Origin of the sequence: Collimonas sp. PA-H2 (assembly GCF_002564105.1) — a bacterium.
Classification (GTDB): Bacteria; Pseudomonadota; Gammaproteobacteria; order Burkholderiales; family Burkholderiaceae_D; genus Collimonas.
Map to the genome: position 1 here is coordinate 1,105,646 of NZ_PDBX01000001.1, position 17,287 is coordinate 1,122,932.

Annotated in this window: 11 protein-coding genes; 8 read left to right on the plus strand and 3 right to left on the minus strand. The window is 57.5% G+C overall.

Translation table 11 applies throughout. From position 1 onward, the window contains the following. Positions 1 to 620: 620 nt before the first annotated feature. From BCF11_RS05010 to BCF11_RS05030, 5 genes are read left to right on the plus strand one after another with little or no spacing between them, the layout of a single operon-like run. A complete protein-coding gene (locus BCF11_RS05010; protein WP_098493765.1) occupies positions 621 to 1,856 on the plus strand; it encodes a cytochrome-c peroxidase in 1,236 nt (411 codons plus the stop codon). A 22-nt stretch (positions 1,857 to 1,878) separates the two neighbouring features. Continuing rightward, positions 1,879 to 3,222 (plus strand): hypothetical protein, encoded by a 1,344-nt coding sequence (locus BCF11_RS05015; protein WP_098493766.1) that lies wholly within the window; start codon positions 1,879 to 1,881, stop codon positions 3,220 to 3,222. A gap of 9 nt (positions 3,223 to 3,231) precedes the next feature. Next, complete coding sequence (locus BCF11_RS05020) at positions 3,232 to 3,771, plus strand: FMN-binding protein (protein WP_098493767.1); 540 nt, start codon at positions 3,232 to 3,234, stop codon at positions 3,769 to 3,771. After that, positions 3,768 to 4,589 (plus strand): FAD:protein FMN transferase, encoded by an 822-nt coding sequence (locus tag BCF11_RS05025; RefSeq protein WP_098493768.1) that lies wholly within the window; start codon positions 3,768 to 3,770, stop codon positions 4,587 to 4,589. Before BCF11_RS05020 ends, BCF11_RS05025 begins: the two co-directional genes overlap by 4 nt. A 3-nt stretch (positions 4,590 to 4,592) precedes the next feature. Then, entirely contained in the window at positions 4,593 to 5,087 is a 495-nt protein-coding gene (locus BCF11_RS05030; protein WP_233212376.1) for a DUF4405 domain-containing protein, read from the plus strand. Positions 5,088 to 5,149: 62 nt separating this feature from the next. On the opposite strand, the gene BCF11_RS05035 is transcribed toward BCF11_RS05030, so the two are convergent. Beyond that, positions 5,150 to 6,202, minus strand: coding sequence for a M35 family metallo-endopeptidase (locus BCF11_RS05035; RefSeq protein WP_233212377.1), 1,053 nt, complete (start codon positions 6,200 to 6,202; stop codon positions 5,150 to 5,152). 324 nt (positions 6,203 to 6,526) lie between these two features. Here BCF11_RS05035 and BCF11_RS05040 point away from each other — a divergent pair, with 324 nt between their 5' ends. Beyond that, complete coding sequence (locus tag BCF11_RS05040; protein ID WP_098493770.1) at positions 6,527 to 7,870, plus strand: aspartate aminotransferase family protein; 1,344 nt, start codon at positions 6,527 to 6,529, stop codon at positions 7,868 to 7,870. A 360-nt stretch (positions 7,871 to 8,230) separates the two neighbouring features. On the opposite strand, the gene BCF11_RS05045 is transcribed toward BCF11_RS05040, so the two are convergent. Further along, a complete protein-coding gene (locus BCF11_RS05045) occupies positions 8,231 to 11,827 on the minus strand; it encodes a hypothetical protein (protein ID WP_098493771.1) in 3,597 nt (1,198 codons plus the stop codon). Between the two features lie 424 nt (positions 11,828 to 12,251). Between BCF11_RS05045 and BCF11_RS27915 the strand changes: the two genes are divergently transcribed. Next, a complete protein-coding gene (locus tag BCF11_RS27915; protein ID WP_158229143.1) occupies positions 12,252 to 12,401 on the plus strand; it encodes a hypothetical protein in 150 nt (49 codons plus the stop codon). Positions 12,402 to 12,558: 157 nt separating this feature from the next. On the opposite strand, the gene BCF11_RS05055 is transcribed toward BCF11_RS27915, so the two are convergent. Beyond that, positions 12,559 to 15,693 (minus strand): LysM domain-containing protein, encoded by a 3,135-nt coding sequence (locus tag BCF11_RS05055; RefSeq protein ID WP_098493773.1) that lies wholly within the window; start codon positions 15,691 to 15,693, stop codon positions 12,559 to 12,561. Positions 15,694 to 16,376: 683 nt separating this feature from the next. On the opposite strand from BCF11_RS05055, the gene BCF11_RS05060 reads away from it, so the two are divergent. Continuing rightward, complete coding sequence (locus BCF11_RS05060; RefSeq protein ID WP_098493774.1) at positions 16,377 to 17,261, plus strand: LuxR family transcriptional regulator; 885 nt, start codon at positions 16,377 to 16,379, stop codon at positions 17,259 to 17,261. Positions 17,262 to 17,287: the final 26 nt, after the last annotated feature.

A 17,287-nucleotide genomic window follows, 5' to 3' on the forward strand; every position in this document is an offset into this window, starting at 1 on the left:
GCATTATCTGGGCCTGTCGACAAAATCAAAAGAACGAGACTGACGACCAACTCAGGAGGAAATAGAAAGACTGTGCGCATTTTTTGATGCTATCGCCCTTCTGGACATTCAGGCGCGCTTTCGCCTCCTTGTTCAGGATAAAACCTTCTGATGAACCGACAGTGGTCATTTTGAATGTCAGCATGGTGCCCCTTGAATATAATAATTATTGTATAGCGCAGCAAAATTTCCCTCAAATTTCGCCCGCCGGGCATCTGCGCTGCGGACCACAAGCAGATGCCGAATCTCTTGCTCTCCCATCCAATCGTCCCCCAATTCACTGCAATTCCCGGCCTAGCAACTGGCCGATAAACCATACGCGCCGGGCTAAGATTTCCGAGAATTTCAAGGCACTGGTCCGCACCCGGCCTGCTGTTGGAAGAAAAAGACACATTTCGCAGAAATTGCCTATTGGAATTGATAGTAATTGCTAATTGCAATCATTCTCAATACCATTCGTATCCTGACATTTCACAATGTTTCGCTTGAAAATATAACAATGAAGCACTCGGGGAGGCGAGGCCGGAGTCACATTCCTGCCGGCGCCATGCGTGTTCAAATCAACTAAAAAAACAATCCACATGTCACAAAACAATGTCGCGGCGCAGATCCGCGTCCGGAAAAAAATCGGCTTGCCGCTGGCATTTGCAATGGCTGGCCTGCTGGCGGCATGCGGTGGCGGTGGCGGCAACAGCGCCAGCACGCCGATTACGCCGGCGCCGGACAGCGGGCTCAGTCAGGTCGCCAGCCTCGGCAAGAAAATATTCAGCGACCAGAGCCTGTCGGCCTCCGGCAAACAGTCTTGCGCTACCTGCCACAATCCCGACAACGCGCACGCACAGAGCAATGACCTGGCAGTGCAGCTGGGCGGCGCCAACCTCGATGTGCCCGGCTTTCGCGCCGTGCCGTCCTTGCGCTACCTGAACCTGACCCCGGCTTTCTTTTTTGCCAGCGACGGTACCCCGACCGGCGGCTTCAACCGCGACGGCCGCGCCAATACGCTGGCCGACCAATCGCAACGGCCATTCCTGGCGCCGCATGAAATGGCGAATGGCGGCAAGGCCGATGTGATCGTCAAACTGAAGCAGGCAGCGTATGTCGAAGAATTCCGCCAGGTGTTCGGCGCCGCCATCCTGGACAATAGCGACGACGCTTTCAACCGTATCCAGCTGGCGCTGCAGCAGTACCAAAAAGAAGACGCGGAGTTCCATCCTTACGATTCCAAATACGATCAATTCCTGGCCGGTAAAGTGCCGTTGGAGGCCGCTGAGTTGCGCGGGCTGGCGCTGTTCAATAATCCGACCAAGGGCAACTGCGTCGCCTGCCACCTGAGCGCCAAAGGCAGCGACGGCTCGTCGCCGCTGTTTACCGACTTCACCTTCGACAACCTGGGCGTGCCGCGCAATCCGGCGATTGCCGCCACCGCCGATCCTGCTTACTACGATCTCGGCCTGTGCGGACCAGACCGCACCGACCTGAGCAACCGCAGCGAACTGTGCGGCAAATTCAAGGTGCCGACCCTGCGCAATGTCGCCACCCGCAAGGTGTTTTTCCATAACGGCTACTTCAAGACCCTGCGCGAGGCGGTCAGTTTTTACGTCAAGCGCGATACCAATCCGGAGCTGTGGTACCCGGCCGACGCCAGTGGCGTCGCTCAGAAATTCAACGACTTGCCCGAGCAATACCGCAAGAACGTGAATGTCACTGAAGTGCCATATAACCGGCAACCGAACATGCCGCCGGCATTGTCCGACAGCGAAGTCGACGACGTCGTGCAATTTCTCGGCACGCTAACCGATGGCTACAAAGCACAATAAAACTTAAGGGGAAATCCATATCATGAAAAAAAATATTCTGGCGCAAGCCATTGCATTGGCCTTGATGGCAAGTCCGCTGGCAGCGTCCGCCAGCGAAGCGGAATTGCTGAAGCGGCTCGACAAGCTGGCTGCTGAAGTCGAGCAGCTCAAGGCCGAGCTGGCCGCCACCAAGAAGAAAACCGACACGGTTGAACAACGTCAGGATGCGCTGGCAGCCGCGCCGGCTGCGCCAGCAGCGGTCGCGGTCGCTGCGGCACCAGCCGCCGCTGCGCCGGTCTCGATGGCAGCAGCTTCGCCTGCGACCATGCTGGGACCGAATACAGTGCTGTCAAGTTACGGCGAGGTCAATTACACCCGCCCGCGTCATGACAGCAGCAAGGCCCAGACCGACGTTGCCCGCGCCGTGATCGGCATCACTCATCGCTTCGACGAAAAGACCAAGATGGTGGCTGAGTTCGAATGGGAGCACGCCGTCACTTCGGCCAGCGACAAGGGCGAGACTGAGGTCGAGCAGCTGTATGTCGAGCGCGAATTCAACAACGGCTTGCGCGCCAAGGGCGGCTTGTTCCTGATCCCGGCTGGCCTGCTCAACACCAACCACGAACCGACCGCTTATTACGGCGTCTATCGCAACTTTGTCGAAACCGCGATCATTCCATCGACCTGGCGCGAAGCCGGGCTGGGCTTGTCGCAGACGCTGGACAACGGCTTGAGCTGGGACACCGGTCTGACCACCGGCTTCGACCTGAGCAAATGGGACGCGTCCTCGACCGACGGCCGTACTTCGCCTTTGGGCAGCATCCACCAGGAAGGCCAGATGGCCAAGTCGCACGACCTGAGCGTGTTCGGCGCCTTGAACTGGCGCGGCGTGCCAGGCTTGCTGCTGGGCGGTTCGGTGTTTACCGGCAAAGTCGGACAAAAGACGCCGGATTTCGCGGCCCAGGATGCGCGCCTGACCTTGTGGGATCTGCATGCCCGCTATACTCCGGGCAAGTGGGACTTGTCGGCGGTCTACGCGCGCGGCACCATCAGCAACACCGAAGCCTTGAACCAAACCTTCGCCGGCCAGCCGACGCCGGTGCCGTCGTCGTTCTACGGCTGGTATACGCAAGCCGCCTACCAGCTGTGGAAGAATTCCGACTACGCTCTGACGCCGTTTGTGCGCTATGAACGCTTCAACACCGCCAACGGCTACGCAGCGATGCCGGCCGGCCTGGCAGTCGCCACCGGACCGAACGAAGGCGTGTGGACTACCGGCCTCAACTTCAATGTCGGCGAAGGCGTGGTGCTGAAAGCCGATTACCAGAAATTCAAGGTCGACACAGCCCGCGACCGCTTCAACCTCGGTCTGGGTTATGCTTTCTGATTTTAAATAATGAAATCAAGCCATATAGCCACGCTGGCGGTCGCCGTCGGCGCCAGCTCCAGCGCCTTCGCCACCCAGTACCTGACGGTGGAGCAGGCGCAGCAAGCCATGTTTCCAGATGCCTCCGGCTTCAAGGACGCCAGCCTGCAGTTGTCGGGAGAGCAGATCAAGCAGGTTGAAAAGCTCTCCGGCCTGCCGGTGCGTTCGGTCGGCTGGCGGGTGTTTGCCGCCTACAAGGGCGACGCCCAGCTGGGTTACGTGATCCTGGATGACGTGGTCGGCAAGTTTGAACTGATCTCGTATGCGGTGGCGGTCAATCCCGACGCCAGCATCAAGCAGATTGAAATCCTCGCCTACCGCGAGAGCCACGGCTTTGAAATCAAGAGCCCGGCATGGCGCAAGCAGTTCGTCGGCAAGAGCGCCGGCGCCGGCGGCCTCAGCATAGGCGACGGCATCGCCAGCATCAGCGGCGCTACCCTCTCCTGCACCCATGTGACCGACGGCGTGCGGCGCATCGCTGCGATCGCCCAGGTGATCCTGAAAAAATGAGACGGCGGGCGCAACCCTGGCTGGGAACCCTGGTCGAGGTGACGCTGGCCGACAGCCTGGGCGAAGCAGAAGCGGCGCAAGCCTTCAACGCCGCTTTCGCGGCGATCGCCACGGTGCATCGCCTGATGAGCTTTCACGATGCCGCCAGCGATGTGGCCCGCATCAATCGCCTGGCGCCCGGCGGTGCTATCGCTGTCGATGCGCATACCGCGACCGTGCTGCGGATGGCGCTGGCGATGCAAGCGGCAAGCGGCGGCCTGTTCGACATCGCTTGCGCCTCCAGGCTGGTGGCATGGGGCTTGCTGCCGGCCGCCAGCCCGCCCGCCGCTGCGCACCATGGCGCCCGCTTGCACCTCGACGCACAAGGCATGGTGCACAAGCCGGCGCCGCTGCTGATCGACCTCGGCGGCATCGCCAAGGGCTATGCGGTGGACCTGGCGGTAGAGGCCCTGCGCGCGCTGCATATTGCTTCGGCCTGCGTCAATGCCGGCGGCGATTTGCGGGTGCTAGGGCAAACCCCTTATCCAGTCATGATCCGCGATCCGCGCTCGCCTACCCGAAGCGGCGCCCGCATCGACCTGAAAGACGGCGCGCTGGCTACCTCAGGCAGCTATTTTTCGCAAAAGATGGTGGATGGATGCATGCGTTCGGCGCTGGTCGACGCCGGCAGCGGCAATGCGCTGGTCGACAGCCGCAGCGCCACGGTGCAGGCGCCCGACTGCATGACCGCGGACGCCTTGACCAAGCTGGTGCTGCTCAGCGCCGACCCGCAACATCCTTTATTGCAGCAGTTTGGCGCGACTGCTTTTATAATCTGAGCGATGCGCCAAATAAAACATCCTAAAAGCAGCCTGCATCACCCCGGCCTGCGCTCGCACGTCATGCGCTTCCGGCTGGAGCGCTGGCATCGCTTCAGCCTGTACGGCATCAGCGGCCTGCTGGTCACCAGCGGCATCCTGTGGCTGCTGGCCCGCTATTTCCTGCGCAGCGCCGGCGAGTTCGGCGAAACCGTCCATCCGCTTGAGCCATGGGCCATTAAACTGCATGGCGCCGCCGCCATGGCGACGCTGTTTTTCGTCGGCAGCCTGCTGAACAACCATATCCGGCGCGCCCATCATGCACGCCGCAACCGTTATTCCGGCTGGAGCATGGCGACGCTGCTGGCCTGGCTGACGCTGAGCGGCTATGCCCTATACTACCTGGCCAGCGAAGCCAGCCGGCCGCTCTGGTCAGCCGGCCACTGGGTCCCTGGCCTGCTGCTGCCGCTGCTGCTGGTATTGCATATCGTCCTGGGGCGGCGCGCTGCCCGCCGCTAGCATCCGCGGAACCGGCGGTTCAAGACAAGACCAGCAGCATCTCGAACCGCCTTGTGTCCGACTTACTGCCACGCTGGATTATTTTCCGCGAAATACTCGTGGTTATCGGCATTGTCCAATGCTGAATCCGGATCGCTGGTGGCCAGACTGTGCGCGCCGCTTTGGCCGTAGACGTGGTCGCCGGTGCCGGCCACTACCGTGAAGTGGCTGGTTTCATGCACCAGCGTGCCGGACTTGGAGTCGGTGCCGTTAGCCGGCGCTTGCCAGTAGGCGCCGCACAGGTAGACTGTGTAAGGCTGGTCCGGATAGACATAAGCGTAAGTGCCGGAATCGGAACAGCTGCAATCGAATTTATACGACTGGCCGCCGAGCGCGCTGCTGATATTGCCGTAGTGGCTGGTCGCGGTCGCATAGCGGCCGCTGGTGACAGCGCCAAACCACCAAGTGTAGCGGCTGCCGGTCTTGTTGGCAGCCAGGTAGCTCTTGGCATTGGTGGCGATCGAGGCGGCGTCGCCGCGGGCCGTGGTCAGCGCGGTCTTCTGGCTGTTGCTGCAGCTGGCGAAGCTGGTCGAGCCGCTGGCGTTGATCGCTCCCAGCAGGTCGCCGGAAGTCTGCTTGGATGAAGGCGCCGGACCGCCGTCGACGGTCAGCGGCAACGCATTGGTTTCCAGCGTAATGCCGCCGCCAGCGCCGCCGGTCTTGGCCTGGACTGCATTGCCGGCTTCCCGCACCAAGGTCTCGGCGGTGCGCTTGTACTTGACTACGTACTGGCCGCCGCGATACATCTCGTAGTAAGCGCTGAGGTCGACCTCGACCGCCCGGCTTTCATTCGGCTTGAGCGTGATGTAGTCCTTGTCGGTGGCCGGCTTGCGTTTCACCAGCCGTCCCACATAGCGCACCGGCTGGCCGCCCAGCGCGACGCTGAACAAATCGCCGCTGACGCCGTTCAGCGGCGTTTCCCAATTCAAAATGTGCAAAGGCGCCGCGCTGGTGTTGCTGATGGTGTACAGCACCTTGCCTGCGCCCGCATCGCCTTTCGCACTCGCTTCCTGGATCGTTACCTGAATATCGGCCTTTGCTGCGTAAACCGAGCCGCTTACAACGATTGCCGCCACACACGTGACGCCTGCCAACCATCTCTGAAAACTGACCATGGATTACCCCTCTTGAAGAGTTAAATGGACCCTTGCCCTATGAACACGGGTAAATTTATGCTATAGCACAAGGGAGGTAGTTGGCATCCTGGCAAAGTTAACAGGATGTCACGGCCGTCTGCGCACGCCCGGAAGAGTCGCCGCAGGCATGCCGCTTTCCAGAATCGACGGCGCCAAGTGGCTCTACCGCAAGCAGCACAAACGGACTAACATCGTTAACAGGGATCCGCCATTGGCTCAATTGCCGGCGCCGGATCCGCCGCAGCCGACCATCAAGGAGACCCCATGCCCAGCCCGCTGAATACCGACCATTTCTGGATGCCGTTTACCGCCAACCGCCAATTCAAGAGCAAGCCGCGCATGCTGGTGTCGGCATCAGGCATGTACTACACCAGCGACGACGGCCGCCAGATCCTGGACGGTACGGCCGGCCTGTGGTGCAGCAATGCCGGCCACTGCCATCCGAAGATCGTCGAGGCGATCCAGAAGCAGGCAGCAACCATGGACTTTGCACCGGTGTTCCAGATGGGCCACCCTGTGGCTTTCGAAGCCGCCAGCGCACTGGTTGCCATCGCGCCGGAAGGCTTGAACCGGGTGTTCTTTTGCAATGACGGCTCGGAGTCGGTGGATACCGCGCTGAAGATCGCGCTGGCCTATCACCGGGTACGCGGCGACGGCATGCGCACGCGCCTGATCGGCCGCGAGCGCGGCTATCACGGCGTCGGCTTCGGCGGCATTGCAGTCGGTGGCATCGCCGGCAACCGCAAACACTTCGGGCCGACCCTGGCCGGCGTCGACCATCTGCGCCATCCGCTGGATATCGCGCGCAATGCGTTTTCGCGCGGCTTGCCGGAGCACGGCGCCGAGATCGCCGACGAGTTTGAACAGCGCCTGCTGGCGCTGCACGATCCAGCCACCGTGGCTGCTCTGATCGTCGAACCTATCCAAGGCTCGACCGGCGTCATCCTGCCGCCCAAGGGCTACCTGCAAAAGCTGCGCGCCATCTGCGACAAGTACGGCATCCTGCTGATTTTCGACGAAGTGATCACTGGCTTCGGCCGCCTCGGCGCGCCGTTTGCAGCCGACTATTTCGGCGTGGTGCCGGACATGATCTGCTGCGCCAAGGGCCTCACCAACGCCAGCGTGCCGATGGGCGCGGTGATCGTGCGCCAGGATATCCACGACGCCTTCATGAGCGCCGCCAACGAGAACGCCATCGAATTCTTCCATGGCTATACCTATACCGCCCACCCTCTGGCGGCGGCCGCAGCAGTTGCGACCATGGAGGTCTACAAGAGCGAAAACCTGTTCGACCGCGCCGCCGCCACGGCGCCGTATTTCGAGCAGGCGGCGCACAGCCTGAAAGGCCTGCCTTTCGTCAAGGATGTGCGCAATCTGGGACTGGTGTGCGGGATTGAACTGGAATCGATTGCTGGCAAGCCGGGCGCGCGCGCCTTCGATGTCTTCCTCAAGTGTTTCTGGGAAAAAGGCGTGCTGACCCGCACCACCGGCGACATCATCGCCCTGTCGCCGCCGCTGATCATCGAGCCGGGACAGATTGATCAGTTGTTCACGGCGATCGGCGACGTGCTGAAGGCGCAGTATGCGGCAAGCCCTACTGTCGCCTGAGCGTCAAAAAAATGGCTCATCACGGACTGCGGGGTAGCAATAAATAGCGCGGGCAGATTTCTGCTCACGCTGAATTCACTCCTCAAATGATCGACCTTCTGCGTGGGCACGGGTGACCACCCTACGAGTTCTCGCCAATGAGATGGTTAGGCAAATCTGACGAAGTGGTCGGTATCCATTAGCTATCTGCTCCTGTTCCAATATCCGACTTCTCATCGACACCCCTTCCCCTAGATCGCATAGGTATGAATCCCTAATTGATCCGAGTGATTTATGGTGGCACAGGGGCTTTGGTAGTTTTGCTGCAAACGAAACAGAACAATGATGTCCGGATCGCTGGCAGCCAGATTGCGCGCGTCTTCATGCTACCCCATAAAGACTGTTTGAAGGGTGCAGCCCCGGAGCGATAATAGCGTAACCTTTCTGCTCCGTCATTACCCAGTTATCGGCATTGTTTTTCCAATCCGGGCTGGTCAATCCGATTTCATTGTAAGGTTTGAAAAATTCTTCCATGGCTTGCTTATTCTGATCGGATTTACTGGGTTCAAAAATCTTCTCCGAAACATACACACCCGCGGCGCCAACCGCGGTCAACCCCAGTGCGACCAGAAAGAACGGTCCTGAAGCCATATCGACAAAGGTGGCGGCTTCCACAAAACCTGCAGCACCCCAGAACGCTCCTCCTGCGGTTTCTACCGCGCCAAAGCCAACTACGCCATAATTGTTCCCCAAGGAATTGCCATACGCATCTTTCTCGTTGAAACCTCTGTATATATCCCTGACACCCGAATAGATAGAAAGCGGTCCGGACAAAATATCCAATCCTGCAACGCCGGCCTTGAGCACCAAGCCCGTGTAGCCTAATCCTCTGGTCAATCCCGACGCGACTTTTTCAGTGGTGACATCAATCGTTCCCGTCAGCGCCACATTACCGCCAGCTTCGCTGGCTTGCACTGCCGCCTTTTGAATCGCCGGGTCTGAATAGACAGGTGCGCTTGAATAGGTATTGATCGTCAAGCGGCCATAGGTTTCCAAGGTCGTCTCAGTACGTGCACCGCCCTTGGTCACGGTGGCTGCAATCCGGTCTGACAGTAAATCAGCTTCACTAACCGAGTATTTACCATTATTGATCAAGGCAGCCTTAACTGCGGCTTGATCCGATAAATTAACGCCGGTCAAGGCTTTCGCTTGCTTGCTGATTTCCTGGGTAAGCGGTGTCTGGGCACCGCCAGCGGCGCCGGTAGCCGGGCTATCGAGCAAAAATCCCAGCCTGGCCGTGTATTTGTTCTGGACCGCTGCCAGCTCATCGGCGCTCAGCTTCTTCGCCGCCGTGCTATAGCGCTCAGCAAAGGATTTCGTGTCATATTTAATGCCTGGAAAATATTTCTGCAATTGACCATTTTTGCTAAGTACATTGTCAAGCGCGGCCTTAACCGCATCCTTGTCTGTCGGATCCACCTTATCCAAGGCCGCGGTCAACGTTTTCACATCGGGGCGCAGGTTTTCCTTAAGTTCCGGCAGAATTTCTCCGTAAGTCTGGTACAGCGCTATCTTGTTTTTCGTTTCCGGAGAAGCGAGGATCATACCGAGCCTAACGTAATGCTCGGCATAGGAACCGAAGATATCGATATAGTTGATGCAGGCGACAGTGGCATCCGGATCGCCATTTAACAGTTTAGTTTGGAAGTCAGTATCTCCCAAACGCTTGATCCCTGAAAGCACATCGATGGCACCGGCAATACTGCCCCATGCGCCAGCCTTGTTCAATGTCTCCGCCAGAGGCAATAGCTTAGTAGGTGCCGATCCGTCTTTTCGAGCCTCGTCTAAAAATTCGGTATAGCTGGAAGGATCAGCGCCTCTGGCTTGAATGCGTTGCATCATCGTGAACATGTATTTGGCAAATTGCTTCATGTCGCTGTCCGACGTCCCGGCCAAGAAGCCGCCAAGGCGTGCGGTCCAGCGCGACATATTCAATACAAAATAAGCGGCCGCGGCGCCTGCTTTGGGATCAACGGTGCCAAGCTTGACGTCATAAGTTTCGTGATACAGGTTCAGTCCCAGCTTTTCAGCTGCCGTATCGGCAATCTTAGGATTGAATGTGCGTATGGTCGCCAAAGCGTCATTTATCTGCTGTTTTTGCTGATCATCTGGCAGCGTCATAAGCCATTTTGTATACGCAGGCGAAGTAATGTAGTCGGACCAGCCCTGCGCAACATTGGTGGAGTTAAATTGCGTACTGGCACCCTGATTGATGGCAGTCTCCAGCGATGCCCGGTCCAGGTTTTTGGTGAGCGCCAGGTCGGTCGGCTGGGCTCCACTGGTATCGTCCAGCGCGGCGCGCATCTCTGCAACTTTGTGCAAAGCATCCCAAGCGGCCTTCGCCGAAGCTGGCGCATCGGCACTGAGGGCGACGCCTTGAGGTAATGTCCCAGGCACAACAGGTGCCGGGCCAGGAGTTGCCGTTGGCAATCCGTTGGACACTGCAGGGCTGGCCGGCGCTGTCAGATAAGGCGCTACTGCTTTGGCATATTCAATGGCTTGCCGGTTCGATATGCCCATCAACTCGAAAGCCTGGTTGACAGCATCGGAGCGCTGTTGCGCAGTCAATTCTGGATGCGTCTTCGCCAGATACGCTAATTGCGCATTCACGCCGTAAGGCTTAACGCTGAGCGAAATTGCCATGGCGTGAGCGTTCGCCGTGGTCTGGATATTGGCCACCACATCGAGACTGACATTGGCCAGATCGGGCTGGTCAATTATCGCTTTTGCTGCGGGCACACCTTGTAACAAACCTGGGTTGAACAGCCCGCCCGATAAATATTTTTGCGGCGCAGCGGCCAGTGCTTGCGGATTGATCATGCCATTGATGAGCCCGCTAATGGTCAAAGATTTCAGATCAATATTGCCGCGGTTTTGCGTGTCTGGCGAGACAGGGGTCAACGTCACAGGGGCAGGGGTAGTTGGACTCGCTGTTGGCGCAGGAGCAGCAGGCGAACTGCCTGACGGCGTAGGAACCGGGCCTGTCTGCGCCGGGACCGGAATGATAGCTGGCGCCTTAGGAACCGGATCACCGTTCACAGCGGCCCATAACAAGGGTTTTTGCGTGGTGCTGATCGGCGTCGGAAAATATTTCACGGTCAAGCCATCGGTGATGGCTTGATAGTCTTTACCCATCTGATCTGTAAACGCCGTATTTTTGCTGTAAGCGAGCAGACTTGCTTGAACTTTTGGCAAGTCGATAATCCCGTTGGTAACAGTAAAGCCCGGCATGGCGTCAGTTTTGTAAGCCTTCTGATCCACCGGCACACCGGTTTGCGCCATTGATTGCGCCCTGACAGCCATCGCCCATTTATACTGATCAGAATTGTGGTCGGCGTTGCTGTATTGCGTGACCAATGCGGTCATGGCGGCTTCGGGCAGCGTTTGACCGTCGATCTTGTGCGAGTTGATATCGGCCAGCGTAGGCAAGGTCGGAGGTACTGGCGGCGTAACCGCATTGACGTCTGCAGTCTGCGCCGGTGTAAGCGGTGGAATCACCGGAGCGGAAGGCACTGCTGGCGTCGACACACTGGCGGCGGCCAAATTGATTGTGTCGCCCAGGTCCAGTTTGTTAGGATCGCGCGCAGGCGCATTTGGGTTGGGTGGGCCAGGTAGACGGCTATCCACCAGCCTCATATCGAAATTTTGACCCTTGTTGAACTCGCCGAGCCGTTTGAATACCAGCAGAAATTGCTGATCATAGGTGAGCTTGGTCTGTTCATCCAGCGTCAGTAATTGATTACGATGGTTGACAAAAATCGCAAACAGATTGTTATCGCCATTTTGCCCGATGGTGACAGTCGAAGGCGGATTATCGGATGTCGTGGGGAGCTGCGTTGGAGGTGAGGCGGGCGCTGCGGCAGGAAGTATCACGGGCCGGTATCGCGGCGAAAAATCCCCATCTACAAGAATACCCATCAACATTCTCCTTGATATTTATGCAGCTTTTTCGAAGTTAGATAGAAATGTATGCCACTCCTCCGATTGTGACGTAGGTATGACAGTTGATTTATTCTATGTTCGAATGACTTGTTCACCGCCTCAAAAAACCGTAGTTTTCGGATGGTTAGCGGCTGAGAATGGGCCGGGGTTACGGTTTTCCCGCAGGGACGCAGTTAACTTGATGCGTTGGAAAGAGAAATTGATTTTTACTCTGGCGATTCCGCTACCCGATCAACAGTTCGGCATAAGTCGAGATGCCCCGACCTATTTGCCTTGACTGTCCTTTACCTGCCTGGCGGCTTGTTTTGCAGCGGTGATGCGCGCCCGACCGTTTGCTACCATGCTCGCATTACTCAACTCATCTGGCCGCAGAGGCACCCAGACCGCATAGAGCACCAACATGCTGGCCAGACACAGCAACAACGAGACAACCAAGATCAACGGATTGCGCACCAAACCGATGCTGGTTACGATGACCAGCGACATGGTCGGCAACATCGCCAAGCAGGCGCGAACAACATCGACGCCAACCTTGCAACCGCAGATTTGACAGCATGAGGAGCCCGCCGGACCAAGACAGAGCTTGCGCCACAAGGGCAAACAGGGTTCGGATCTGCAATGTGGACAGATATTCATTACTCACTTTTTCGTTTGTCAACGACGGTTATCTTCATGCTAACGCAGCATTTCGCATGTAGCGCCATTGATTACCCAAGCGGTACATGATCGTATTTCAGATATTCCTCGAATACGCTCAGTGTGTTAGCCCGCGTCACTGGTGCGGCATAGCCATCTGCGCTAGCGATATAGACAGTTTGCCGGGGACCATCGATGAAATTCTCCGGATTTCCACTGCTATCGCTGGCGGTCTGCTGCAGGCGATTGGCGACCGCATTGATCTGATCGGCAGACAGGCTGTTGACCCATTTCTGTAGTTGATCAGGCGTCATATGCTTGAGTTGTCCGTATTTCGCCAGGAATGGTATCTGACTGGCTCCCGTGGCGTCGGAGATCAAGCCTCCTTGCTTGCTCAACGCCTCTGCGGCAAAGTCATCATAACCTGCCGATTTCAAGAATCGCTTAGATGCGCTTTCATACTTGTGCGCATCTTTATCCGATTCGTAGATCACCTTGCCGATCACCCCGGCGGCAGTCACGCCCAAGCCCACTGGCCCGAGCCACGCTGCGGCGCCGAAAGCCGGCGCTACCGTCAACGCACCGCCAACGGCGGTCGTCGCCGACAGCGCCGCGCTGACATCATCTTGCTGAGTACCGAGACCGAATCCCGACCTCAGCGCGCTAACGCTGTCGAGCACACTCGACACGCCTCCAATCAGATCACCCACGGACGCCCGGCCGAACAGCTTCCACTCACCTCCAAATTGGCCCAGCAGCGAACTCTTGTCGATGCGACCCAAACCAATCAGTACTTCGGTGTTCTTTTGGGCAAAGCCCGCAGAGTCGAGCAACAGTTTGATGCCGTTCTGCGGATCCGACGGATTGGCGTTGAACTTGTTGTCCGAATTAATCAGGCTGGCGCCGGCGAAGGCCACGGCAACGCCGCGCAGCAGCTGACCAGGCACCGTCATTTTGTTAAAAGTCTTCGATAGCGTTGCGTCGGTGTTAAGTGTCTTGTTCAGATTTTGCAGTATTACATTCTCTTCTTCCGCCGTCGTGGCGTTAGTCATATCGTCAGCAGCTCCCTGCACCGCGTTGACAGCTTTGTCGAGATCGCTCGGCGTCACGCCCAGCAGCCGTGCAAAATTTTCACTATGCAAGCTGCTGATCGCCCGCTTGGCTTGTTCGACGCTAGCAGGATCGTTCAGTTTGACCCCTTGCACTTGGGCAAGTACGTTACGTCGCAAGTAGGCAGAGGCGGCCTCGCTAGAGTACTTGCGCCCGATATCACCAATCTTCGACAAGGAGAACAAGTCCGCCATATCCTTGGCGTGCGACGCATCCGTCAAATTCGGATCGGCCTGGATCGCCGTGGAAATCGCCAAACCCGCGGCTGGATCATTGACTATCTTCTGCAGCACCGGATCGATCAATGCGCGCGTCCCCGACGTCTGCGGTGTTTGGTTGACTGCGATCATTTGCGCTATCAACTTATTGCCGTCGGTGACGATCTGCTGACGCAACTTGTCGTCTTCAGCTTGCCAATCGGGCCCCTTCTTGGTGCGGTAGTCGGCGACAGCTTGGCTGAGCTGTTGCGGCGTCATGCCGGGGCCGAGGTTCTGCACCAGCCAGGATATCTCGGCATCGTGCAGCGCCAGCTTCGTCACGTCGGCCGTGACAATGCCCTTGAATTGCTGCATGCCGTCTGTCACGACTTTCATGACGCCATTGCCATCGAGCCCCGGTGCCTGCAAGCGCTTGGCTACATCGAGAGTCGGTTGCGGATCGCCACCGCCAGCGATATTTTTCTGGTCCCGCAATGCGATGCTGTCATTGATGACCTTGACCACGATATCCGGTTCTTGCCCTGCCGCCTTGATACTGCTCGCCAGCGCGATTGCGTAAGCCGGGTCTGCGCCGGCGCCAATAGCGGTTTGCACTGCGTCGCTGTTCCAGGCATCGGTAACGGCAAATCGCGCTATCGCATCGTCGCCTTGCGTACAGCCCGTGATGCGTCCGGACAAGTTCATCAAGACGGTCATGCCCTGGTTGCCGAATAGCGAAGAGCCGCCGTGCTCAGGATCCTTGTAGAAAGCTTCGTAAGCGGGCACCGCACGATCAACTACAGCGCTGGCCAATATTTTATCCAAGCCTTGCGTCGCCTGATCGAGCCGCCTGATCGCCGCCACGGTTTGCGCCTGCGGCATGGCGCCGTTGTCAGGCTTCTGCGTGAGCGGCCGGTTGGCCCACGCTGCGACAACGCCCAGCATTTCCTGCACATGCGAGTCAGTCAGCAGCGCGTCCTTTACATTCTGCGGCGCATTGCTGTAGCCGGTATTGAGCGTGCGCAGCATTTGCAGCGGATCGTTCTGCGCCTGGGCGCCGCCGAGGATCGCTTGTACCTGGCGCTCGACGTGTACCTGGGCGATGGCCTTGTCAAGCAAGCTGTAGGCAGCCGGGTCCCGGATGTAGGGCGCCGCCAGCTCTTGTCCGGCCTTGTTAAACATTGCGTCATCGGTCTTGGCGCCGACCTGCGCGCCGATCGCGTCGTTGACGGCGTCTTTGAGCTTGCTCAGCGCATCGTCAGCATTTTCTTGCGCGAAGCCGTCGCGCAGCTCGGCGTGCGCGGCGCCACTGCCTTGGGCTGCGTCGTCCTTGAGCGCCGCCAATGTCCGCTGTGTAGCATTTGCCTGCCGCAGCGCGCGGTTCATCTTTTGCGTTTCGGGAATCAAGGCGGCCGCCGTGACAGCATCGCCGTTCGTGCTCGCCGCGCCAGGCCGGGCCTGGCCGCCCATGCCAGGAATCCAGATTTTCTCGCCCGGATAGATAAGGTCCTGATTAAGCATGTTGTTGGCTAGCGCGATTTCGCCAACGCCAGCGCCGTGCGTCGCGGCGATTTGATGCAAGCTCTCGCCGCTCTGCACTGAATACAGCGCAGGCAGCAGCTCCCCTCCCTTCTGCAGCGGAATCGTGAGCGTTTCACCTGGATTGATTTGGCCGATATCCATCAGTGCGGGATTGGCGTCGATGATGTCCTGCACCGGCACGCGATAGCGCGCCGCCAACTCATTGAGGGTTTCGCCCTGCCCGACAATATGCGAGATTACCGTGTCTGCTGCCGGGTCTGGCAAAGGCGGGGCTTGCGGCGGCGTATCCAGAGACGTGTCAACAGCGGCGAAGTCATCTGAACTTGCGAGCGATTTTGGATATATATAGAGTGACATCGGATAGATGCAATCTCGGGAAGTGAGTAACGGCAGATTCTGCAAAGAGATGTCTGGGACCTTTCCGATACTCCCAGCGTCCGCGCAAACGTCAGCAAATCGCCATAGAAGATTCAGATCCCATTACACCAATTGTTTATTACCTCCGTATGAAATCCCGGCTGTAGCAGGACCGCGCGCATCGATGAGCAATAAACATTCGCGGGCCAGTATTTGAGCCGATTCCCGGTCGCGATCATCGGCTGATAAAGGTTGTCAGGAGATAAATCTGGCGGCTACCGAACGATTCGTCGAACCCGCAAAAAAGGTCCGTGTTATGATAATAGTGTTGCTCAAAGACAATAAATTAACTTAGACGCAACACTGCCGATCTGCGCCTATTTGACCAGCGGCGAACAAATACAAGGTTGGAGCCGGCCTTACCGGGCCTGAACTCCATCAGCGTCGATGCCAAACCGACATGATCGCAGCGTCGACACTAATTGCGCAAACAAACGAACTAAAGTGATTTAGCAGGCTCAAACCATGCCTTAGGGCAATGTTTAACATTGAAATTCCACACGAATTCACCGGCCGTCGTTTGCGATGATCTGAGAACGTCAACATACTTTCATGCGCAATGAAAATTCGCTTGGTGAAGGAAAATTAAATACGTCTGACAGCTAACGTAGACAAAGACAAAAATGACAAACGCCGCTGAAATTCTCGTTCCTTTCGAAGATGAATTTACACCCCAGAACTGGTGCCAAGTCAGAAGCGATGGACAACGCCCCGCAATAAGTTTTTTTGAAGAGCAGCAATTGGTCTTTGACATGAGAAAGAAAGAAGATCATGTGCCTTCGCGCATCGCCAGTGAGCTTATAGCAGCATCGACGCCAGAAGCGCGAATGGCCAATATCAGAAGCATGCTGTCGGTCCTTGGATTCAATTTCCTGCAATACGAGGCCGTGCAAAACACCAACGACGGCAATCGCGAACACTACTTTCTCAAGACCTATGTCCCCGGCGAATGGGCGAATCAATATGCACGCAAACATTATTGCGATCTGGATCCAAGAGTAAGCGCATGTCTCAACTCTCCCTTCCCTTTCGTCTGGGATTTACAGTATTTTTCGAAAGCCCGCCTGGTTCCGGCGCACGATGCGCGAGCGCGTGGATTCCTGGAAGACATGGCTCATGCGGGGATGTGCAGCGGCATCGCCTTTGGCTTCATTAATCCGGCAACCCATCGGCAAGTTGTCGTAGGATTCAATTCTGCCAATCCGTCCAAGAACTGGATCACCACAAGCGTTATCGGGCAAGCGTTGATTCTTGGCCTGTCGATTCACGAGTTCATCTCAGGCTGCGTTGAAAAATTGATGCACCACCCTGGCCTGGACGCCGTCTCCGATATACAAAAGCAAATACTCGAATGTCTGGCCAACGGATTAAGTGATAAAGAAATAGCGCGAAATCTGAAAACCACTGCTCACAATGTCGATTATCATCTGCGCTATTTGCGGAAAAAGTATGGCGCAGCGAACCGTGCGCAACTAGCCTATACAATCGGCCGGCTGGCGATTGTTTGAAGGGGAAAACGGCGCTGTCATGCGAC